This is a genomic window from Rhodococcus sp. 24CO, assembly GCF_050586165.1.
Classification (GTDB): Bacteria; Actinomycetota; Actinomycetes; order Mycobacteriales; family Mycobacteriaceae; genus Rhodococcus_F.
In genome coordinates this window covers 1-21750 of sequence record NZ_JAZFNF010000004.1, presented here as the reverse complement: position 1 = coordinate 21750, position 21750 = coordinate 1, and the positions used below count along the sequence as shown (strand labels likewise).

The 21750-nt window shown below is 62.1% G+C and carries 24 protein-coding genes; 12 read left to right on the top strand and 12 right to left on the bottom strand.

Features of this window, described 5'->3' with window-relative positions; all coding sequences use genetic code 11:
* Positions 1–310: 310 nt before the first annotated feature.
* The 6 genes from V2B23_RS10170 to V2B23_RS10145 form a co-directional block, all read right to left on the bottom strand.
* The gene (locus V2B23_RS10170) at positions 311–1990 is read right to left on the bottom strand and encodes an FUSC family protein (protein WP_430950246.1); all 1680 of its coding nucleotides are present in this window, start codon (positions 1988–1990) and stop codon (positions 311–313) included.
* A gap of 34 nt (positions 1991–2024) precedes the next feature.
* Positions 2025–3098, bottom strand: a complete 1074-nt coding sequence (locus V2B23_RS10165; protein WP_430950245.1) for a sulfate/molybdate ABC transporter ATP-binding protein — start codon at positions 3096–3098, stop codon at positions 2025–2027.
* On the bottom strand, positions 3095–3901 hold the full coding sequence (locus V2B23_RS10160; RefSeq protein ID WP_092806557.1) for an ABC transporter permease: 807 nt from the start codon (positions 3899–3901) through the stop codon (positions 3095–3097). Before V2B23_RS10160 ends, V2B23_RS10165 begins: the two co-directional genes overlap by 4 nt.
* Positions 3901–4701, bottom strand: coding sequence for a molybdate ABC transporter substrate-binding protein (modA, locus tag V2B23_RS10155; protein ID WP_430950244.1), 801 nt, complete (start codon positions 4699–4701; stop codon positions 3901–3903). The genes V2B23_RS10160 and modA overlap by 1 nt, the downstream gene beginning before the upstream one ends.
* An 8-nt stretch (positions 4702–4709) precedes the next feature.
* Positions 4710–5123, bottom strand: a complete 414-nt coding sequence (locus V2B23_RS10150) for a TOBE domain-containing protein (RefSeq protein WP_430950243.1) — start codon at positions 5121–5123, stop codon at positions 4710–4712.
* A gap of 91 nt (positions 5124–5214) precedes the next feature.
* A complete protein-coding gene (locus V2B23_RS10145) occupies positions 5215–5793 on the bottom strand; it encodes a carboxymuconolactone decarboxylase family protein (RefSeq protein ID WP_430950242.1) in 579 nt (192 codons plus the stop codon).
* 132 nt (positions 5794–5925) lie between these two features.
* Here V2B23_RS10145 and V2B23_RS10140 point away from each other — a divergent pair, with 132 nt between their 5' ends.
* Complete coding sequence (locus tag V2B23_RS10140; RefSeq protein ID WP_430950241.1) at positions 5926–7116, top strand: pyridoxal phosphate-dependent aminotransferase; 1191 nt, start codon at positions 5926–5928, stop codon at positions 7114–7116.
* The gene (locus tag V2B23_RS10135) at positions 7113–8123 is read left to right on the top strand and encodes an AraC family transcriptional regulator (RefSeq protein ID WP_430950240.1); all 1011 of its coding nucleotides are present in this window, start codon (positions 7113–7115) and stop codon (positions 8121–8123) included. The genes V2B23_RS10140 and V2B23_RS10135 overlap by 4 nt, the downstream gene beginning before the upstream one ends.
* On the opposite strand, the gene V2B23_RS10130 is transcribed toward V2B23_RS10135, so the two are convergent.
* Both V2B23_RS10130 and V2B23_RS10125 read right to left on the bottom strand, forming a co-directional pair.
* The gene (locus tag V2B23_RS10130) at positions 8120–8545 is read right to left on the bottom strand and encodes a VOC family protein (protein ID WP_430950239.1); all 426 of its coding nucleotides are present in this window, start codon (positions 8543–8545) and stop codon (positions 8120–8122) included. The genes V2B23_RS10135 and V2B23_RS10130 overlap by 4 nt on opposite strands.
* A 34-nt stretch (positions 8546–8579) precedes the next feature.
* A complete protein-coding gene (locus V2B23_RS10125; protein WP_430950238.1) occupies positions 8580–9020 on the bottom strand; it encodes an Lrp/AsnC family transcriptional regulator in 441 nt (146 codons plus the stop codon).
* A gap of 79 nt (positions 9021–9099) precedes the next feature.
* On the opposite strand from V2B23_RS10125, the gene V2B23_RS10120 reads away from it, so the two are divergent.
* From V2B23_RS10120 to V2B23_RS10105, 4 genes are all read left to right on the top strand, one after another.
* Entirely contained in the window at positions 9100–9837 is a 738-nt protein-coding gene (locus tag V2B23_RS10120; protein WP_430950237.1) for an AzlC family ABC transporter permease, read from the top strand.
* Positions 9830–10159 (top strand): branched-chain amino acid transporter permease, encoded by a 330-nt coding sequence (locus V2B23_RS10115; RefSeq protein ID WP_430950236.1) that lies wholly within the window; start codon positions 9830–9832, stop codon positions 10157–10159. Before V2B23_RS10120 ends, V2B23_RS10115 begins: the two co-directional genes overlap by 8 nt.
* A 208-nt stretch (positions 10160–10367) precedes the next feature.
* The gene (locus V2B23_RS10110; protein WP_430950679.1) at positions 10368–11444 is read left to right on the top strand and encodes a HoxN/HupN/NixA family nickel/cobalt transporter; all 1077 of its coding nucleotides are present in this window, start codon (positions 10368–10370) and stop codon (positions 11442–11444) included.
* 186 nt (positions 11445–11630) lie between these two features.
* Entirely contained in the window at positions 11631–12263 is a 633-nt protein-coding gene (locus tag V2B23_RS10105) for an alpha-ketoglutarate-dependent dioxygenase AlkB (RefSeq protein WP_430950235.1), read from the top strand.
* Between the two features lie 4 nt (positions 12264–12267).
* On the opposite strand, the gene V2B23_RS10100 is transcribed toward V2B23_RS10105, so the two are convergent.
* Both V2B23_RS10100 and V2B23_RS10095 read right to left on the bottom strand, forming a co-directional pair.
* Positions 12268–12930: a CoA transferase subunit B gene (locus V2B23_RS10100; protein ID WP_430950234.1), complete on the bottom strand. Its 663-nt coding sequence runs from the start codon at positions 12928–12930 to the stop codon at positions 12268–12270.
* A complete protein-coding gene (locus V2B23_RS10095; RefSeq protein ID WP_430950678.1) occupies positions 12927–13673 on the bottom strand; it encodes a CoA transferase subunit A in 747 nt (248 codons plus the stop codon). The genes V2B23_RS10100 and V2B23_RS10095 overlap by 4 nt, the downstream gene beginning before the upstream one ends.
* A 165-nt stretch (positions 13674–13838) precedes the next feature.
* On the opposite strand from V2B23_RS10095, the gene pcaH reads away from it, so the two are divergent.
* The 6 genes from pcaH to V2B23_RS10065 are packed head-to-tail and all read left to right on the top strand — an operon-like array spanning position 13839 to position 19775.
* Positions 13839–14558 (top strand): protocatechuate 3,4-dioxygenase subunit beta, encoded by a 720-nt coding sequence (pcaH, locus tag V2B23_RS10090; RefSeq protein WP_430950233.1) that lies wholly within the window; start codon positions 13839–13841, stop codon positions 14556–14558.
* Positions 14551–15201, top strand: a complete 651-nt coding sequence (gene pcaG, locus V2B23_RS10085; RefSeq protein ID WP_430950232.1) for a protocatechuate 3,4-dioxygenase subunit alpha — start codon at positions 14551–14553, stop codon at positions 15199–15201. The genes pcaH and pcaG overlap by 8 nt, the downstream gene beginning before the upstream one ends.
* A gap of 12 nt (positions 15202–15213) precedes the next feature.
* Positions 15214–16542 (top strand): 3-carboxy-cis,cis-muconate cycloisomerase, encoded by a 1329-nt coding sequence (gene pcaB, locus V2B23_RS10080; protein ID WP_430950231.1) that lies wholly within the window; start codon positions 15214–15216, stop codon positions 16540–16542.
* A complete protein-coding gene (gene pcaD, locus V2B23_RS10075) occupies positions 16539–17720 on the top strand; it encodes a 3-oxoadipate enol-lactonase (protein WP_430950230.1) in 1182 nt (393 codons plus the stop codon). The genes pcaB and pcaD overlap by 4 nt, the downstream gene beginning before the upstream one ends.
* Positions 17717–18541, top strand: coding sequence for an IclR family transcriptional regulator (locus tag V2B23_RS10070; protein WP_430950229.1), 825 nt, complete (start codon positions 17717–17719; stop codon positions 18539–18541). Before pcaD ends, V2B23_RS10070 begins: the two co-directional genes overlap by 4 nt.
* 25 nt (positions 18542–18566) lie before the next feature.
* Complete coding sequence (locus V2B23_RS10065; protein ID WP_430950228.1) at positions 18567–19775, top strand: acetyl-CoA C-acetyltransferase; 1209 nt, start codon at positions 18567–18569, stop codon at positions 19773–19775.
* Positions 19776–19790: 15 nt separating this feature from the next.
* Here the strand turns inward: V2B23_RS10065 and V2B23_RS10060 are convergent, their stop codons facing one another.
* The gene (locus tag V2B23_RS10060; protein ID WP_430950227.1) at positions 19791–20645 is read right to left on the bottom strand and encodes a crotonase/enoyl-CoA hydratase family protein; all 855 of its coding nucleotides are present in this window, start codon (positions 20643–20645) and stop codon (positions 19791–19793) included.
* A 223-nt stretch (positions 20646–20868) separates the two neighbouring features.
* Positions 20869–21750: DUF222 domain-containing protein (locus tag V2B23_RS10055; RefSeq protein ID WP_430950226.1), on the bottom strand; the 882-nt coding region annotated here is incomplete at its 5' end.

Below are 21750 nucleotides of genomic sequence, written 5' to 3'. Positions count from 1 at the left end.
ATCGGCCACATCGGCCCTCGGCTGTACCGAAACGTCATGTCCTGCAGAGAGCGCTCGACGGGTGAAGACCACGCAGCGTCGTGAGGTGCTCTGCGGAGGCAGATGCGAGTGCTTGTCGGTTCAGCGACAACAACGGCAGGACGAGAACACGTGGGACTCCAAACGTGGAAGGCAGTACCTGTGAAGGCAGTGTCTGTGAAGGCAGTGCCGACACCATATGTCGGCACCCCCCACGTGGGTCAACGGTTTCATTCACGCCGGATTTAATGTGTGAAGACCACCGAAACGGGGCAAGTTCTCGGCTGTTCGGTCAGCTCGATCGGCATGCCGCGTAGCGTCGTTCCCAGTTCTCGAGGTGCGAGCGTGACACCGTGGTGCCGAACGACAACCGGTGCAGCACATCGGATCCAAGGTGATGCAGCTCGGTGTGCGCTGCCCAGTGCTGTGTTGCCCAGTCCGGTTCGTTGTGCGCTGCATCGATTCCCGCCATGGCGGCGCCGCGAAGTTCGAACTCCAGATCGCGGCACAATTCTGCACTCGGCGCACGTTGTACCGTCCGAATGTCGGTGAGCAGCACACCGAGCAGTCGCGCAACGCGCCCGTCGACCCACTCCAAAGTCCGGCGATGAGCTTGGCGGCCCACAGTCCACAGCACGATCAGTGCGACCACAACACCGACTGCTGTTTCGATCATTCGACTCAGGACGAGATGTTGCACGGTGCCGTGTGCGCCGCCGGCGGCACCCAGAAGGATCGCCATCGGCGTGATGAAGATGACGGCGACTCCGTAGTTGCGCACCAGGAACAGCTCGATTCCCAACTGCAGCACAGCAAGTACGGCCACCATGGCAAGGCCGGCCGGACTCCACAGATACACCGCGCCGAGCACCAGCAACCCGAGAACGGTCCCGCCGATCCGGTGAATCCCCCGATAGGTTCCCAAAATTCGATCCGGCCCCTGGTGAAGAACCATCGCGGCGGCGATCACGGCCCAATCCGGTCGGTCGATTCCGAGGAGAACCGTCAGGCTTCCCGCTGCGATGCAGGCCAGAAGTAAACGGATAGCAGTGATCGTCGCTCGACTGGACGGATTGCAGGCCCGCAGAAATCTGTACCGGATCGTCGGGTCAGGCAAAGGCGGATACACACCGACCTCGTCGATGTCGAAAGCTGCGTCCACCATCAACTCCGGGTCGTGATCATCGGCAAGTGCCCGTGCCATCCGAAGCTGCGCGCGTTCCAATTCACGGGTGAGGAGATGGTCGGTGCCGACAATCTTTCCGCGGTACAGGCATTGCCATGCATCCTGCAGTCGCAGCGCGGCAGCGTGACGGTTCGCTTGATCTGTCGCCGCCACGTACTTGTCGACGGCAGACACGGCTGCGCCGACGGCGGCGTGTTCCACCGCTCTCGGCGCCCACAGGATCCCAGTCATGGATACGAGTAGTGCGCTCGCTCCACCTACCGCCGTCCACAGAGCAACCTCTACCGGCGGCTGTCCCGGAGTGGCGATGACCGAACTGATCTCGGTCGTCAGCAAGAGGAAGAACGCTCCTGGCGGCCCCAATCGCAACGCATCAACCGTGAAGGCACAGGTCGACACCACCACTGCCATGACCAGAATGACGAGTATCAGGAGAGCTTCGGGGGCTCCCTCGGAAATCGCCCGATGGATCGGTTCGCCCACCGATGCTCCGATGAACGAGAGAACCGTCAGCGCCAACGCGGCAATGCCGACGGCTTTCCACCGGCTCCGGTACGGCCGGCCTTCACCGTAAATCGAGGCGAAGGCTCCCAACCCGACCAGAAGTGACGGCGAGCCGTATCCGAGAAGGGTCGCGATGGTCGCAGGAATCGCCAGGGCCAGCGCCACTCGTACGGCTCCGGGGAATCGGTTTCCCACCGGCGGTAATCCGAACAACACACTCCGGGCGGGCCGCGGTGCGGGAACAACGGCAGGCTCCCCTGGTGGTGCGTCTTCGGGGTTCACTACCCATCCTTCGAGCCGAATTACGTGTGAGACGTCATTGAGCGTAGATCAGCGTCTCTGTCGCTTTCACAACGAACGTCACCGTCGAGCCCGGTACGAGATCCAACTCGGCCGCCGCCGCTGTCGTGATGTCGGCCGACAATCCCGGCTGTCCCTCGTCGTCCTCGGCTCGCACCCGTACCGTAGAGCCTCGATTCTCGATCTCGGCGACGGTAACGTCGAACGCGTTGCGAGGGCTTCCGTGCGGCGGTTGGAGATACACCGACACTGCACTGGGTTCGAACATCGCCACTGCCGGGCTACCCACTGGCACAGCCACTTCGGTGAGGCCGGCGATGGCGGTACCACCCGGAGTTCGGACCGCGGAATCCTCGATCATGACGCCACTGCGCAGATTGATTCCGGCGATCCTGGCGGCAAACGTACTGCGAGGGCGCGTCAGCACCGTCCGGACATCGCCTCGTTCGACGACGCGTCCACCATCCATCACTACGACGGTATCCGCGAGCGCCAAGGCGTCAAGCGCGTCGTGAGTCACCAGTACGGCGGTGCGGTTACCGGTTCGCAGCACTCGTCGCAGCAAGGAGCGCAGCGCCGGGGCCGACGATACGTCGAGCGCTGACATCGGTTCGTCGAGGAGAAGTAGTTCAGGCTCAGCCGCCAGTGCTCGCGCGACGGCAACGCGTTGTGCCTGTCCCCCGGACAGCTGCGACGGTTTCCGATCCGCCAACTCGCCGGCGTCGACGGCGCCGAGCCAGTGGCGGGCCGCTTGCGCGGATTCACGACGAGACCGCCCGGCACTGCGCGGTGCAAACGCGACGTTGTCCGCAGCACTGAGATGGGGAAAGAGCAGTGCGTCCTGGGCGAGCAGGACCGTCCCACGTTTGTGCGGGGACACGGAAACTCCGGCAGCGGTATCGGTCAGCACCCGCGCATTGAGTTCGATCCGTCCACGGTGCGGATGATGCAGTCCCGCAACAGCAGCCAGCACTGTCGATTTTCCGGCGCCGTTCGGGCCGAGTATCGCTGTCACCTCACCGGCGGCAACGTCGAACGAGGCGATCACGTCACGTTCGGGGATCTCGACGTCCACGCGCAAGCCGCTCACAGCGATCCCGCCGATCCGCGCCCACGGACGGCGACAACGATGACCACGGCGACAACAACCAGAACCAGCGAAAGTGCCACGGCAGCATCGGGATCGCTCTCGCGTTGCAGGTAGATTTCCAGTGGCAGGGTGCGGGTAACTCCTTGCAGGCTGCCGGCAAACGTCAGCGTTGCACCGAACTCCCCCAATGCGCGAGCAAAGGCGAGAACGGCTCCCGAGATGAGACCGGGAATCACCAGCGGCAGGGTGACGCGTCGTAGCACCGTGGTCGGCCTGGCTCCGAGCGTTGATGCCACTGCCTCGTAACGAGTGCCTGCCGTCCGCAGCGCCCCTTCGAGACTGACCACCAGGAACGGCAGCGCGACAAACGTTTGTGCCAGAACAACTGCGGTCGTCGAGAAGGCGATCTGAATTCCGAGCACCTCCAACTGCTCCCCGATCAGCCCTTTACGGCCGAACGTGTAGAGCAGCGCGATTCCGCCCACGACCGGAGGCAGGACAAGCGGCAGCAAGATCAGTGACCGCAGTACCGACAGTCCACGGAAGCTGCTGCGCGCCAGCACCACAGCCATCGGTACCCCAAAGAGAATGCAGAGCACTGTGCTCATCGCCGCGGTCTTCAGACTCAGCTTCAAAGCCGCAACCGACGACTCCGAGGTCACGAGTTGCCAGAACTGCGACCATTGCACCGTCTGGAGCATCGCGAGCAACGGAACTATCACGAAGGCCCCGCCGATCACGGCAGGGAGATAAATCCATACCGGCAGCCCGAGCGGAGCACGGACTGCCGGTCTGATTCGCATCACGGAGCGGCAAATCCTGCGGTCGTCAGCACAGCCAGACCCTTCGGGCCACTCACGAGATCGACGAACTTGGTGGCGGTCGTGGAATTCTTCGAATCCTTCAGTGCTGCAATCTGGTACAGGTTGACAACGGAACCCGATTCGGGGAAGGCGATGGTCTCGACCTTGTCGCCTGCCGACTTCGCGTCGGTAACGTACACGATGCCGGCATCTGCCTGACCTGAGGTGACCTTGTTCAGCACGTCGGTTACCGAGGACTCCTCACTGACCGGCTTCAGAGTTTCACCGCTCGCTTCTTCGACCTTCTTGGTTGCAGCCCCGCAGGGAACCTGCGGAGCGCAGATCACCAATTGTGTTCCCTCCTTGGCCAAATCAGCGAACGAGGCGATCCCCTTCGGGTTGCCCGGAGGCACCACGATCGTGAGGGTATTGCTCGCAAAGTCGGAGGGCGCACCTGCTACAACTCCCGCGTCGGTGGCCTTCTTCATGTTTGCCGCATCTGCCGACGCGAACACGTCCGCGGGAGCGCCCTGGATGATCTGCGCAACCAGATCCGATGAACCAGCAAAACTGAAAGTAACTGCAGTTCCGGGGTTTTCGGACTCGAATTCCTTACCGAGTTCGGTAAAGGTGTTCTTCAGCGAGGCCGCCGCAAAAACGGTGATGTCGCCGGTCACGCTTGCCGACGTACCGGCAGCCGCCGTCGACGTCGAGGGTGACGAGCTGTCCGAGCTACTGCAACCACTCACCAGAGCGAGTGAGAGAACTCCTGCGGCAACTGTTCCGAGCGCTCTTTTCACTGATTTCCTCACTGCGTTTTCACCGTTGACGGGGTTTCCACGATCACGGTGGTGGCTTTGACTACGGCAACTGCGATACTGCCGACTTCCAATCCCAATTCACGAACAGCGTCGGTGCTCATCAGTGAGACCACGGTGAACGGACCGCATTGCATTTCAACCTGCGCCATCACCGTGTCGGTGACAACTTTGGTCACGAGGCCGGCAAACCGGTTGCGGGCCGACGTCCCGGTGCTCAGCGGATCTACGGGAGCGGGAGCCGCGTTGGATCGCGCAAACGTGGCCAGTTCAGCTCCGTCGATCACCTTGCGACCCGAATCGTCGGTTGTCGCGCTCAGTTGCCCGCTGTCGATCCACCGACGCACGGTGTCGTCACTGACGCCGAGCAGCCCGGCGGCTTCGCGTATTCGTATGTTGGGCACATCATGATCGTAGGGCTCGCCGCATCACCAAACAAGACAATACGTCCGCAAATGCGTTAAAAATTGATCAAATAGTCCGCTCTTGCGGAGTTCAGTCGTGAGACCATGGAACCCGACACGAGTCGGTTCCGAACCCCTGTTCCGTGATTCCCAACGCGGAATACATTCGCGAGCGCATGTTCTCGAGCCCGATCTGGTAGGTCAACTCCACCACGCCTGCCCTACCGAACCGACGCTCGAGGTCCGCAACCTGTTCGTCGGTAACTCCGCGCTCACCGTGTGGGTCGCCGGTCATCGCGTCCGCGTACGAGATGGCAGCTCGCTCGTCTTCGCTGTAGAGCGGCGAATCCCGATAATGCTCAATCGCTTTCAAACGCTCGACGTCAAGGCCGTCCAGACGCGCGAGCATCGTGCCGAAGTCGACGCACCACGAACAGCCGACGGTAGAGGCGACTCGGTAGACCGCCAACTCCCGGACACTCACCGGCAGTACCTTCGACGCTTTCTGCACTGCCATTTCATGCCCGGCGGCCGCCAGAAACAGCTTCTTGTGGTTCGCGAGCACGGCAAACGGTTCAGGGACCTCGTCGAACTGCCGGGCTGCGAACTTGTACGCCACTTTGATCAGTGGTCCGCCGTCACCGGGCGCCACTGCGGGAATGCGGGGCATGAGAACCTCCGTAAGTCGGCGACACCACAATCGGTGCCACCTACAGAGTCGAACGAACGCGGGGTTCTAAACGTGTTGAACCGAGCTTGACAGCAATGTGAACATGCACCCGCCGCCGACTAAGCTGCAAGGATGCCTTCGACGCCCCGCAATCGCACCGTTTCGCGCCTGCAGCCATTTGCGTCCACGATCTTCGCCGAGATGACGGCACTGGCAACTCTTCACAACGCCGTCAATCTCGGCCAAGGATTTCCCGACACCGACGGACCCGCCGCGATGCTCGACGTCGCACGCCAAGCCATTGCCGACGGAGTCAACCAATATCCGCCCGGCCCGGGTATGCCTGTTCTACGCCAAGCCGTTGCCGCGGACCGGATGGCGCGGTACGGCTTGGAGTTCGATCCTGATTCCGAAGTGCTGGTGACCGTCGGCGCCACCGAAGCGATCAGCGCTGCAATTCTGGGTTTGGTCGAACCTGGCGAAGAAGTTGTACTCATCGAGCCGTACTACGACTCGTACGCGGCTTCCGTCGCTCTGGCCGGCGCGATCCGTCGTACCGTCCCGCTGGTCGCGTCCGGCGACAAATTTGTTGTCGACCTCGATGCAGTCAAGGCAGCGATCACCCCCAAGACAAAAATGTTGGTGGTCAACAGTCCGCACAACCCCACCGGAACTGTCTTCACCGATGCCGAACTGCGCGCACTCGCAGAAATCGCGTGTGAGCGCGACCTGATCGTGCTGAGCGACGAGGTGTACGAGCACTTGGTATTCGACGGCCTCACTCATACACCGATGGCGTCGCTGCCCGGAATGCGCGAGCGCACCGTCACGGTATCCAGCGCCGCAAAGACTTTCAATGTCACCGGCTGGAAAACCGGGTGGGCGATCGGCCCGCGCGAGCTCGTCGACGGCGTGCGAGCGGCCAAACAGTTCATGTCCTTTGTGGCCGGCGCGCCGTTTCAACCGGCTGTCGCCTACGCATTGATCAACGAACAACCGTGGGTTGCAGATCTGCGATCGAGCCTGCAATCCAAGCGAGATGTGCTTGCCGACGCGTTGACCGACGCCGGCATGCACGTGAATTCGGGCGGCGGCACTTATTTTCTGCTCGCGGACATTCGGCCACTGGGCGAATCCGACGCCGGAGATTTCTGCCGCGCGTTGCCGGAACGGATCGGCGTTGCAGCCGTCCCCGTCGACGTATTCGCCGACAACCGTGACAATTGGAAGCACTTGGTGCGGTTTGCATTCTGCAAACAGGACCACGTACTTGCCGAAGCAGCGAGGCGCCTCCATCTGCTCCAGGGAGCACCTCACCCATGAATGCTCGCACCATCCCCACTGCATTTGTTCAGCGCTACCTCATTTTCTCGCCGGACAACAATGTGGACTTGTCGAGCGCTCTGCGGACAGCAGGAATCGATCTCACCACGCTGGCGGACCCACGTGCCCGGCTCACCCCCACTCAAGTCACTACGTTTATCCAAACCACCTGGCAGATCACGAACGACGAATTATTCGGTCTCGGCCACGCCCCGGTCCCCCGCGGCACCTTTCGACTGATCTGCTTGACGTTGATTCACTGCCCCGACCTCGGCAGCGCCTTCGCGCGGATGGCCGATGTGATCCGTGCGCTACCGAGTTTGACCCCGTTGTCGATAGAGGTGGGCGAAGACAACACCCGTGTAAGTTTTCCCATTCAGCCGCGGGTCGGAATCTCCGAACCCGATATTGCAGCGCGCGTCATGACTGACTTCGTATTGATACTGCTGCACCGATTTGCCGCGTGGTTGATCGGCAAGCGGGTCAAGCTGCGGGCCGTCGAGTTGCCGTACTCACCACCGGATGCGCGGCTGGCCCAGGACTACGACTACATCTTCGGCGTCCCAGTTACATTCAATGCACCCTGCGCCGCTTTGGATTTCGACAATTCTGCGATGCGAGCGCCGATCATCCAGACCGAGGAAACCCTCGAGGAGTACCTGCGCACATCGCCTATCCAGCTGATGTCCGAGCGCGATTACGACAGCACCGCATCAGCACAGGTACGCCGAGTTGTGGAGTTGGGGGTGAAGGGGCGCACCTCGACAGCGGAAGAGATTGCCGAAATGCTCTCGATCAGCGTGCCGCACTTGCGAAGGTTGCTTCGCCGCGAGGGCACGTCACTGAATCAGCTACGCGAAGAGGTGCTCCGCGACGTCGCGATCGCCGGTCTTGGCCGGGGCGAATCGGTAGACGTCCTGTCAGCTCGCCTCGGGTTCTCCGAGCCCAGCGCGTTCCGCCGGGCGTTCAAACGCTGGACCGGAGATACTCCCAGCTCGTACCGCTAACTGACACAGAATTCGTTGCCCTCCGGATCGGACATCGTGATCCACACGCTCGGGCCTTGCTGCCCTCGGTGCAGTACCGTCGCGCCGACCGTCTCGAGATGAGCAGCCACGTCCTCACGGTTGTCACCCACTCTGATGTCCAGGTGAAGCCGGTTTTTCACCGCTTTCTTCTCGGGCACCAGCTGAAACAGAACTCGCGGACGCTCCGGATGTTCCGGGTCGCTGATGGCTGCACCTTCCCTCCAGACGAGCACGCCTTCAAAAGTAGTGGTGTCGGATTCTTGCGCATGACCAGCTGCGACGAGACCTCTGATGAAATCCTCGTCGCTCGGCTCGACAGCCCAGCCCAGTGCGGCGGCCCACCATTTTGCCTGTTCATGCGGTTGCGCGGAGTCCACGGTGACTTGAAATTCATATCCCATGTACCGACGTTAACGCCACCTACCGACAAAAACCTCAGTCCACACTCTTGATGGTTTTCATCGTGATGAGCGAGGTCACCCGTGACACGGCGGGGAGCCCACTGAGTTTCGTGGCCATGAATTGTTCGTATGTCGCGAGATCCTTGACCGCGACGCGAATGAAGTAATCGGGGATCCCGAAGAGCCGCCTACATTCGATCACTTCGTCGAAAGCCGCGACGCGTGATTCGAAGTCCTCGATGGTCGCCTGATCGTTGACGCCGATCTCGGCGGTCACGATCACCTGAAATCCGCGGTCGAGTGCTTCGGGGCTGACGATTGCCCGGTATCCGGTGATGACTCCGTCGGCCTCGAGTTTCTTGACCCGGCGCAGGCACGGCGACGGCGTCAACCCCACCAGATCCGCCAATTCGGTGTTGGTCAGACTGGAGTCCTGACGGAGGTGGAATAAAATTGCGTCATCCAAGGCATCCATGCGGATATTATTGCGCAAAGTCTGAATTCTGCGCATTCTGGGCAATCGCCAACCGCGCACTTTGTACTACATTTCTGTGGTGATCGAATCTTCAACATCAGCGGATGCAACTGCCGTCGATGCCGGGCGCCAGAGCCCTGCGTGGCGACGCGCCTTTGCATTGTCCCTCCCGGTCGGCATCGGACTCTTACCGCTCGGCATCGCCCTCGGGGTACTTGTTGTGCAACAAGGCCTGAACCCTTGGTGGGCACTGGTTTTCACCTCGTTGATCTACGCCGGATCGCTCGAGTTCATTGCCGTCGGCATGGTCGCCGCGATGACTCCGCTGCCCTACGTCGCACTCACCGCGTTGCTGGTCAACTTTCGACATGTCTTCTACGCGTTGAGCTTCCCGCTGAACAAGGTACAGAATCCGTTTGCACGCTTCTACAGCATGTTCGCTCTCACTGACGAGGCGTACGCCATGTCGGTCACAACCGATCCCAAAGCCCTCTCCGGCCGGGTCATCGTCTTCTCGCAATTGTTCCTGCACGGCTACTGGGTTGGCGGCGCAATTCTCGGAGCTACTGCAGGACAATGGATTCCCGATTCGATCGTCGGAATGGACTTTGCGCTCACAGCGCTGTTCGTCGTCCTGTCGATCGAAGCGATGCGGGCACAGAGCGGCTATGCCGTGCCGGCGGCAGCCGTCACCTGCGCACTGCTGGCCCGCCTCATCGCACCCGAACATGTCTTGCCGATCGCCATGGGCGCGTTTGTCACGTTCCTGATCGTCCGATACTTCGCCACGTCCCGAAAAGCAGCAGTAGATGCCTGACACCACGTACATCTTCAGCGCCGTCGCCATCATGGCCGTCGTCACCTTTGCGTTGCGCGCCATACCCTTTGCCGTTCTGAAGCCACTGCGCTCATCGGCCCTCGTCGCGTATCTCGGTATCTACATGCCGGCGGGAGTCATGTTGATCCTGGTGATGTACTCACTGAAGAGTGTTTCCGTCACCGGGCCGTCGCACGGCATACCTGAACTGATCGCCGTCTCTGCCACCGCCGCAATCCACCTGTGGCGAAAGAACGCAGTACTGAGCATCGTCGTCGGGACCGCGATGTACGTCGCGTTGATGAACACGATCTTCGCCTGACTTTCCCATCCGGCAGCAAAGCGCCTTTACTCCCTGATGGGCAATTTGTAACAAAAACGCCCTTATCTGAACAGTTGAACACTCATACGATTGATCTGTGACAATTTTTCCATAACAGGCCCGCCGACCCTCCACACGAAATCGGTGACGTTCGATGACGACGGATACACAGCCGACCGGAAACAAACTCATCGCAGCGTGGGCGAGCCTGGACCGTTCCCAGCGACGCAGCATCATCGGAATGACCGTCACGGTCGTCACGCTCAACGTGGTCGGTTGGGCAGTGCTGCTCGGCCTGGTCGTTCCCGGGCACTACACCGTCGAGGGCAGTGTCTTCGGCGTCGGACTCGGCGTCACCGCCTACACGCTCGGAATGCGACATGCCTTCGACGCCGACCACATCGCCGCCATCGACAACACAACACGCAAACTTGTTGCCGATGGCAAAAAGCCTATGTCCGTGGGGTTTTGGTTCTCACTCGGCCATTCGACCATCGTATTTGTCATGGTCGCACTGCTCGCTCTGGGTGTACGACGGCTGGCATCGAGTCTGTCCGACGAGAACTCCGACCTGGGAAAATGGGCCGGACTGTTCGGAACCACTGTCTCGGGCACATTCCTGATCCTGATCGGTCTCCTGAATCTTGTGTCCCTCATCGGAATCCACCGGGTCTATACAAAATACAAGGCGGGAACGTTCGACGAGGAACAACTCGAGAGGGAACTCGACAGCCGCGGGGCATTGAACAAGATTCTGGGGCCGGTCATGAAAACGGTCCGCAAGCCATGGCACATGTATCCAGTCGGACTACTGTTCGGCCTGGGGTTCGATACCGTCACCGAGGTGGGCTTGCTCGTCATCGCCGGAGGTGCAGCCGTGACGGGATTGCCGTGGTATTCGATTCTCGTTCTGCCGATTTTGTTCTGCGCCGGGATGTGCCTTTTCGACTCCATCGACGGTTCGTTCATGAATTTCGCCTACGGTTGGGCGTTTGCACAGCCGGTCCGAAAAATCTACTACAACATGGTGATTACCGGCTTGTCCGTTGCCGTCGCTCTCATCATCGGAGTGCAGGAGATCATCTCGATCTTCACGGAAAAACTCGATATTCACACCGGAATCCTGGGCACGATCGGAAACCTGGACTGGGGCGCCATGGGCTTCATCATCGTGGGATTGTTTGCGATCACCTGGCTTGTTGCGATTGCCGCATGGAAGCTGGGACGCGTCGAAGAGCGGTGGCAGGCGCAATCTGCCGCAGCGGCGGGGCGCGAAGCGACTTAGGCGTGTTTCGCGATCGACCTTCCTGGGTATTGACCGATTGCGGCGGAGATTTCGGAGCGAGGGGTCAGCCGCAACAGGCCTGCCGCCCGGCTGTCACTCGCCGGGAGGTGGGCCGCCTAAGTTGATGGCCACACATCCTTCAAGAATTCGAACATATGTTCTAACTTTGGGTGTAGTCTAATCCCCATGTCCAGCGCCATGCAACCGTCACTGTTCGACAATGTCGACCTGGGTGTTTCCCTGGCCGACCTCGACAACACCCTGCAACGACGGAAACTCACCGCAGGCGCGTGGGTCGACCACAGGCCGGCCTGGCTCACCGGATCCGAAGCCGTGTTCGACACCCTCGAACGATCGGTGCCCTGGCGGGCCGAACGGCGACAGATGTATGACCGCGTGGTCGACGTTCCGCGGCTGGTGTGTTTCTACAACGAGAACGAGCCACTGCCTGATCCCCTGCTCACCGAGGCGAAAGACGCTCTGAGCAGCCACTACCGCAACGAACTCGGAGAACCGTTCACCACGTCCGGCCTGTGCTTCTACCGCGACGGGAGCGACAGCGTCGCATGGCACGGAGACGACACCGGGCGAAGCCGCACCGAGGACACGATGGTAGCCATCCTGTCGCTCGGTGCTGCCCGCCCGCTACTTCTTCGTCCCCGCGGCGGTGGTGAGTCCATCCGCTTCAACCTCGGACACGGCGATCTGCTGGTCATGGGTGGTTCGTGCCAACGGACGTGGGAGCACGCCGTCCCCAAGAGCGCCCGCGCACTCGGCCCACGGATCAGCGTGCAGTTCCGTACTCGCGGAGTCCGCTGAACCCTCAGACGAGCAGTTTTGCTCCGGTGGCGGCAACAACCTCGTCGACGCTCACACCCGGTGCCGTTTCGACCAGACGCAAACCGTCAGCGGTCACGTCGATGACCGCCATGTCGGTGATGATCCGCTGCACACAGCCCTTGCCTGTGAGCGGGAGGGAGCATTCTTCGACAATCTTGTGCTCACCCTTCTTGGACACGTGCTCCATCATCACGATGACGCGCTTGGCGCCGTGGACCAGGTCCATCGCACCGCCCATTCCCTTGACCATGTGGCCGGGAATCATCCAGTTCGCGAGGTCACCGGTGGCGCTGACCTGCATGGCCCCGAGGACGGCAACGTCCACCTGGCCACCGCGAATCATGCCGAACGACGCAGACGAGTCGAAGAACGACGCGCCGGGCAGCACCGTAATGGTTTCCTTGCCGGCATTGATCAGTTCGGGATCGAGTTCATCCTCGGTCGGGTACGGACCGACACCCAAAACGCCGTTCTCCGAATGCAATACGACGGTGATGTCGGTGGGCAGGTAGTTCGGAACCAGCGTCGGCATGCCGATGCCGAGATTCACGTACTGGCCGTCTTCGAGTTCGCGAGCGACCCGCGCTGCCATCTCTTCACGGGTGAGTTTGGTGGGAGCTTGGCCCGCCTCGTTTGTCAGTGTCATGCTCGTACCGTCCGATTCTCGATGCCGACCGTCACGGGGCCGACGTGGACAACTCGCTGAACGTGGATGCCGGGTGTGTGAATTTCGGCGGGGTCGAGTTCACCGGGTTCCACGAGGTGTTCCACCTGAGCGATGGTGATCCGACCGGATGTTGCCGCGGCCGGGTTAAAGTTCTGAGTGCTTGCGCGGTAGACGAGGTTGCCGTGCCGGTCGCCTTTCCAGGCGTGAACCAGGGCGTAGTCGGCGACGATGCCTCGTTCCATCACGTAGGTGACGCCGTCGAATTCGCGAGTTTCCTTGGGCGGGCTGGCAACTGCGATGCCGCCGCTGCCGTCGTAACGGAGCGGCAAGCCACCGTCGGCGACCTGGGTGCCGACACCGGCAGGAGTGAAGAATGCGGGGATGCCTGCGCCACCAGCACGCATGCGCTCGGCGAGGGTCCCTTGCGGGGTGAGCTCCACTTCCAGTTCACCGGCGAGGTACTGGCGAGCGAATTCCTTGTTGGAGCCGACGTACGAGCTGACGGTCCGGCGAATCCGCCCCTTTTCGAGGAGCACACCGAGGCCGAAACCATCAGTGCCGCAGTTGTTACTCACGGTTTCCAGAGACGTTGCGCCCTGCTCGAGCAAGGCGTTGATGAGGATCTCGGGCACTCCGACGAGTCCGAATCCTCCGACAGCGATCGTGACGCCGTCCGGCACGTCCGCGACGGCCTCGGCTGCAGTGGGAATGACTTTGTCCATCATGTCGATCACAGTAGCGCGCGTCGTACGTATTGTGAACCCCTGTGCGTATTACGAACATTTTTCGCCCCCGGCATTGCCTGGGTCACAACAACGAACTAGTCTGTTCGCAGAGCGCATCACCTGTACACATTGCGAACACGTAATCGAACGACGAGGTTCCCCATGCTGCATTTACCGCCGAGGTACCAGCGGCCGACCGGCGTCAACGCCCCGGCTGATTTCGCGGACTACAAGACCACCTCCCTCCGCCACCCCAAGCAACCGCTGAAGCTGCTCCCGCAGCGCCTCACGGAATTGACCGGGCCGGTTTTCGGTGAGGACCGCGTCGGCGCAGGTGAAAACGATCTGACCATCGCCAACGGCGGAGAAGCACAAGGACAGCGCATCGTGGTTCACGGCCGTGTCCTCGACGGTGACGGCAAGCCGGTCCCCCATACCCTTCTGGAGGTGTGGCAGGCCAACGCCGGCGGACGCTACCGCCACACGGGTGACAACTGGCCGGCCCCGCTCGACCCGTTTTTCAACGGTCTCGGCCGTTGTGTGACGGACGCCGACGGGCACTACTCGTTCACCACCATCAAGCCCGGCGCCTACCCATGGATGAACCACGACAACGCGTGGCGTCCGGCCCACATCCACTTCTCGCTGTTCGGTACGGCATTCACGCAGCGCCTGGTGACGCAGATGTACTTCCCCGACGACCCGATGTTCTTCCAGGACCCGATCTACAACGCCGTACCTGAAGAGGCGCGTCATCGCATGGTCAGCGTCTTCGACTACAACGCCACAGTTCCCAACTGGGCTCTCGGGTTCCGCTTCGACATCGTCCTGCGCGGCCGCAACGCATCCGTATTCGAGAACGAGGAAGACCACGATGACTGACAAGGCCGCGGCGATTGAGAAGCCTGCACCCATTTACCCCGTCGTCCCCGGCGATTTCACCACTGCCCCCTTCGGAGTCACGCCCTCGCAGACCGTCGGCCCCTACTGGCATATCGGTCTCCCCTGGGCGGACGGACCCGACGCGGCGCCTTCCGACGCTCCTGGCCGAATCACGCTCACCATCACGGTGATCGACGGCAACCGCACACCGGTGGCCGACGCGATGATCGAGACGTGGCAGGCCGATACGCTCGGGCGCTTCGATCATCCCGACGATCCCCGCGGGGCAGTCGAGCTCACACCGTCCGGATTCCGTGGGTTCGCCCGCAGCGCAGCCGATTCCACCGGAACTGCCCTGGTCCACACCGTCAAGCCCGGCGCGCTGCCCACCGAAACCGAGGTTGACGAAGCTCCCCACGTCAACGTCTCGATCTTCGCCCGCGGCATGCTCGATCGCCTGGTCACCCGGTTGTACTTCCCGGAGGACACCGACGCGCACACCACCGATCCGGTGCTGAGTTCGCTGACCGAAACCGAACGCGCGAAGTTGATTGCAACCAAGGTCGACGGTGGGTACTCCTGGACGGTCTATGTTCAGGACGACGACGCCGACGGCGTCGAGACGCCCTTCTTCGAGCTGTAAAGAGGAGTACACATGTCCACTCGCGGCGCACTGTTCGATCCGGTGTTCGGAGCCACCTTGGTATCCGAGCATCTGTCAGACCAGGCATGGGTGACCGCGTTGCTCGACGTGGAAGCCGCACTGAGCTGTGCGGCGGCCACGATCGGCCTGGCCGACGGCAACCAGTGCGCCGCTGTCGCGGCCGCAGCCGCAGAGTTGTCCAAGCCGGGTGGGCTCGACATCGTCGCACTGGGCCGCGCATCCGCCGCAGGCGGCAATCCCGTGATCCCGCTCGTGAAGATCCTGCGTGAACGCGTTGCTCAGGACGGGGTAACCGGCAGCGTTGTTCACCCGGGCGCCACCAGCCAGGACATCATGGATTGCGCGCTCATGCTGCTGACGCGCCGCGCCGGGTCTGTTGTACTCGCAGATCTGACCAGGGCTGCCGACTCTGCAGCTCATCTCGCCCGCCTCCATCGCTCGACGCCGATGGTGGCGAGAACCCTGGGGCAACAAGCCCTTCCAACCACCTTCGGACTACTGGCAACAAGCTGGTTCACTGCACTCGACGCCGCTGCTATCCGGCTCGAGATCGTACTGTCGACGTTGCCCGTTCAATTCGGCGGTGCCGCAGGCACACTCGCCGCGTCGTATCCGAACGGTCTCGCGCTCGCCGACGCTCTTGCCGACGAACTCGGCTTGGCTCGGCAGGTTGTTCCGTGGCATACCGATCGCGTGACCATCGCCGAATTGGCAACCACCCTCGGTATCGTCGCCGGCGCGGTATCCAAACCGGCTACAGACATCACCGTCATGGCATCGACGGAGCTTTCGGAAGTTGCCGAGAAAACTCCAGGTGGCTCATCCGCCATGCCGCACAAGCAGAATCCGGTTGCCGCCGTCACCGCCCGTGCGGCGGCGCGGCGTGTTCCCGCACTCGTCGCCACGGCTCTGTCCAACATGGATCACGAGTTCGCGCGGGCGGCCGGGCCGTGGCATGCGGAGTGGGAAACCGTCACAGATCTCCTGCGTCTGGCCGGCGGAGCGGCGCACCAATTGTCCGTCAGTCTTGCCGGCTTGCAGGTACATACCGATTCGATGGCGCGCAACCTCGATATCACCGGCGGTTTGATTCTTGCCGAACGGGTCACGAAGGCACTATCTGCGCATACCGATCGTGCTCGTGACATCGTCACTGCCGCAGCCGCTTCCGGCACACGCTTGGACCACGACCCGGCAATCACAGAGCATCTGGCTGCGACTGAACTCACCGAACTTCTCGATCCCGCACAGTATCTGGGCCACGCCACCGACCTGGTCGACCGCGCCCTCGCCGAACGCCCCACAGGAGGACCACGATGAGCGTCGCGCTCAACTTTCACCAGACCGGCAATCTCGATGCTCCCGCGGTCGTGCTCCTCGGCTCGCTCGGATCGGATCTCTCCATGTGGGCACCGCAGATTCATGCGCTGTCGAACCGCTTTCGCGTCATCGCCGTCGATCATCGTGGTCACGGTAAGTCCCCGGTACCCGCCGGCCCGTACACCGTCGCGGACCTCGCCGGAGACGTCATCACGCTGATCGATTCGCTCGAACTCGAGTCGGTTCATCTGGTCGGACTCTCACTGGGCGGTGCCGTCAGCCAGTGGATCGCCGCGCACCATCCCACTCGCGTCGACACCCTGACGTTGCTGTGCACGTCCTCGCAGTTTGCCCCGGCCCAGCCGTGGATCGATCGAGCGCAGACCGTACGCACCGATGGCATCGCGTCCATCGCCGCAGCTGTTGTCGGACGCTGGTTCACCCCGGGACTTGCCGAAAGCGATCCGGACCTTGTCGCGCAGCATGTGGCGATGGTCGAAGCAACACCCGACGAGGGATACGCTGCCTGCTGCGAAGCACTCTCCGTCTGGGACGGCCGCGCCGACCTCGCCCGAATCGTGGCTCCGACCCTCCTCGTCGCGGGTGAGCAGGACCCGTCGACTCCCCCGGCCACCCTGGCGGCGATTGCCGACGGAATTGCCGATTCCGTGATGCACGTCGTCGATCCCGGAGCGCACCTCGCCAATGTCGAGCAAGCCGGACGCGTCACCAAACTCCTTGCAGCGCATATTTCTTCGCATACACCGGCTAACGCTCAGCGCAGCGCCGCGGTGGCGGCGGGGATGACTGTCCGGCGCCAGGTGCTCGGTGACGCGCACGTCGATCGGTCAATTGCCGGGGCCACCGAGTTCACGGCGCCGTTCCAGGATTTCATCACTCGCACCGCCTGGGGCGACATCTGGTCGCGTCCCGGACTCGATCACCACACCCGCAGGCTGCTGACTCTCGCGATACTCACCGCAGTCGGCAACGAGCACGAACTAGACATGCATATCCGCGCCGCACTGCGCAGCGGAATGGATCCGGATCAACTCGTGGAAGTATTTCTCCATACCGCGGTCTATGCGGGTGTGCCGAACAGCAATCAGGCTTTTGCGCTGGGCAAGCAGGCACTCGCGGACCTCACGCCGAAGCCCGAGGAGAACACGACACCATGAGCGAAACCAACAGCGACCAGTCGCCGGGGCCGTCACCCGACTACGTGCAGTCGCTGGCCCGCGGACTGTCCGTCATCAAGGCATTTGACGGCGAGCATCCCCGGCGCACGCTCAGTGAAGTCGCCCGGACCACCGATCTCACGCGTGCCACAGCGCGTCGGTTCCTCCTTACCCTGGTCGAGCTCCAATACGTACGTACGGATGGTTCGGTGTTCTGGCTGACTCCACGCGTTCTCGAACTCGGGTACAGCTACCTGTCCAGCCTGTCTCTACCCGACCTTGCCGGACCTCATCTGGAGGCGCTGTCCGCCAAGGTCCGGGAATCCACCTCGGTCTCCATCCTCGACGGTGACGACGTCGTGTACGTGGCCCGCGTACCGGTCAGCCGCATCATGACGGTCTCCATAACCATCGGCACTCGATTTCCGGCGTACGCCACGTCCATGGGCCGGGTACTGCTCGCCGGTCTGCCCGACGACGCCCTCGAGCAGTACCTGTCCCGAGTCTCGTTCACACGTCTCACGGGCAAGACCATCTCCACTCCCGAAGAACTGCGGGCCGAACTCGACAAGATTCGCGCCGACGGCTATTCCGTGGTCGATCAGGAACTGGAAGAGGGGTTGCGATCACTCGCAGCACCGATCCGCGATGCCAACGGTGCCGTGGTTGCCGCGGTGAACATTTCCACTCAAGCTGCCCGCTACAGCACCGAAGCGGTTCTCGCTGAACTGGTTCCGGCCGCCATAGCCACCGCCGACGCGATTTCCGCCGATCTCGGCCGTACTCAATCCTCGAACAATCACTCGGCTGCTACGCGCTGATCGAGCACACCCCAAGGAAGAACTCATGCCTGACGTTGTCATCTGTGAACCGCTCCGCACACCGGTAGGCCGCTTCGGTGGTGTCTTCCGCGACATCGCACCGGAGGACCTCGCTTCCACCCTGATCACCGAACTCGTCTCGCGCACCGGCATTTCCGGTTCCGATGTCGACGACGTGATCTTGGGGCAGGCATCCCCGAACGGTGAGGCTCCGGCCATCGGACGCATCGCTGCGCTCAATGCCGGACTCGGCATCGATGTCCCTGGCATGCAGGTGGATCGCCGCTGCGGATCCGGATTGCAGGCGATCATCGCGGCAGTCATGCAGGTTCAGACCGGCGGTAGCGATCTGGTTCTCGCCGGCGGCGCCGAATCCATGAGTGCGGCCGAGTTCTACGCCACCGGAATGCGTTGGGGCGTCAAGGGCGAAGCCATCGCACTCAGTGATCGTCTGGCCCGCGCCCGCGTCACTGCCGGCGGCCGCGACTTCCCGGTTCCCGGCGGAATGATCGAAACAGCTGAGAATCTTCGAGCAGAGTTCTCCATCAGCCGCGAGGATCAGGATGCAGCGGTGCAGTCCCATCAGCGCGCCGTCGCCGCACAGAAGAATGGCGTCTTTGCCCAGGAAATCGTCCCGGTCTCCGTTCCCCAGCGCAAGGGTGATGCACTCCTCGTCGACACCGACGAGCATCCGCGCGCCGACACCTCGATGGAATCCCTTGCCCGCCTTCGCCCCATGCGCGGCAAAATCGACCCCGACTCCACCGTGACCGCAGGTAATGCCAGCGGTCAGAACGACGGCGCAGCACTGGCGATCGTCACCACCGCAGACAAAGCCCGTGCTCTCGGACTGCGTCCCCTTGCCCGCCTTGCCAGTTGGAGCGTTGCGGGTGTTCCGCCCCGCACCATGGGCATCGGCCCCGTTCCGGCGTCGGAGAAAGCACTTGGCCGCCTCGGCCTCACACTGGCGGACATGGACGTCATCGAACTCAACGAAGCCTTTGCCGCACAGGCACTTGCAGTTCTGCGCACCTGGAAACTCGAAGCCGACGACCCCCGAATCAACCCCAACGGCTCCGGCATCTCACTCGGTCACCCTGTAGGCGCAACCGGTGGACGAATCCTCGCCACCCTGCTGCGCGAGATGGATCGACGCGAAGCCCGCTACGGCCTCGAAACCATGTGCATCGGCGGCGGTCAGGGCTTGGCTGCCGTGTTCGAACGCCTGAGCTGAGAATCGCGCAAGCGCTTACTCCTTGGTGCCGTTTTGCTGAGTGTCGTTTTGCTGAGTGTCGTTTTGCTGAGTGTTGTTGCCGAACCGTCCGTGTCGTCCAGCTCCGGCAGCAAATGCCGCGGCCCCGCGCGCACCTTCGGCAGCGACAATCGGACTACCGGCAGCACCTTCCGCTCGCAGCGCCTCCGCGAGCGGAAGGTCGAAGGATCGGTATGCCGACACCCGGTCCGCCAGCATGCACAGCTGAGGAAACGCAGTGAGCTGCCGCGCTAACTCCTTCGCTGCCGCCAAGGACTCCCCAACCGGAACAACACGATTCACGAGACCGAACGAGAGTGCTTCCTGGGCGTTGACGGGCCGCCCCGTCAGAATCATGTCGAGTGCGCGGCCCTGTCCCACGATACGTGGCAACCGCACGGTTCCGCCGTCGATCAACGGCACTCCCCAGCGCCGACAGAAAACACCGAAGACCGAGTTTTCCTCACAGACTCGCAGATCGGCCAGCAAGGACAATTCCAGGCCGCCTGCCACCGCATATCCACTGACTGCAGCGATCAGCGGTTTCGACAGCGCAAGTCGACTCGGACCCATCGGCCCCGTACCGCCGCCTTCCGGGTCGAGTTCATGTAAGCGAGACGGATCATTCCCGGCCGTCAGATCTGCTCCGGCACAGAATGTTCCACCGGCTCCCCAGAGTAGTGCGACTTGCGCAGAATCATCGGCCTCGAAGTCCAGAAATGCATCACGCAATTGCGCGGCCATCGGCCCGTCGACGGCATTCTTTCGGTCGGGACGATTCATGACGATGGTGGTGACGCCACCATCACGCTCTACGTAAACATCGCCGTGTGGGCGATCCGAGTCGGTCACTATGCTTTCCTCACTATCCGCGGACAGGTCCCCTTCTGTCCACACTGCCACTGTCCACACTGCCACTGTCCACACTGCCACGCGGGAAATGAATCGTCAGCAGTTCGCCTGATCAAGTAGCCCAAGAACTGATACTTGTACCTGCGCATGCGTGTTGGCTTCGCATCGTCTTTGCTGGTGATGCGAAGCCTAGGCGCGGTATGTAGTTCCGGCGCAGCCGGTTTTAGTCTCGGTGGACTGGGCCTTGGCGGGTGGTGGAGCGGCGGGGTCGTTGTTTCGGGTCGATCGCCGACGGTGGGATGAACCACGGTTTGTGATCATCGCCCATTTTGATTTCCCAGATGCCGCGGAACCCGCTGGTGCTGTGGATCAATCGGTGGTGGTTTCGGCAGAGGAGGGCGAGGTTGTCCATCACCGTCAAACCGCCGGTTGACCACGGCTTTATGTGGTGGGCGTCGCACCAGGCGGGTACCGCATCGCAGTTGGGGAAGGCGCAGCCTTTGTCCCGGGCGATCAACGCGGTGCGCTGTTCTGCTGTGACGAGGCGTTTGTGTGGCGTTGCATCGAGCGGTGCGCCGTTGCCGTCCATCAACACGGTGGAGAGCATGCAGTCGCAGGCGAGCATCCGGGTCAGGCTAACGCTGAGTGGTCCCATCCAGGGCATGTACCCGACGTCAAGATCCTCGACATCAGGTTCGTCGTCATCGAACGCACCGCCGTAGAACTCGAGATCGCTGAAGTCTGAATCGTCACCGGACGCGGTATCGCTGCGCATGGTGGCGCATTCGCGATGCTCGGCAAGATCTTTCGCGGTGATGTGCACATTCACATGCGGACGCTGACCACCGTCGACGCCGGTGACAGCGTTGTCGAGGTACCGGCGGATCAGTTCGGTGAAGGCGTCGGCGGTGCGCTTGGCTGCCGATCGCTGATCCGGGGTTCCGTCGGCAGCCGGTTTCGGCATCGACAGACCCGAGAGCGCCGACAACAACATTTCACCAGTGAGCGCGTCGAAATCGCCCTTGATAGCAACCCGACCGTTGAGCGTCGGCGAAATCCGCAAGACGTTGAGATCATCGTCCTCACCGGATGGGGTCTCGTCGGA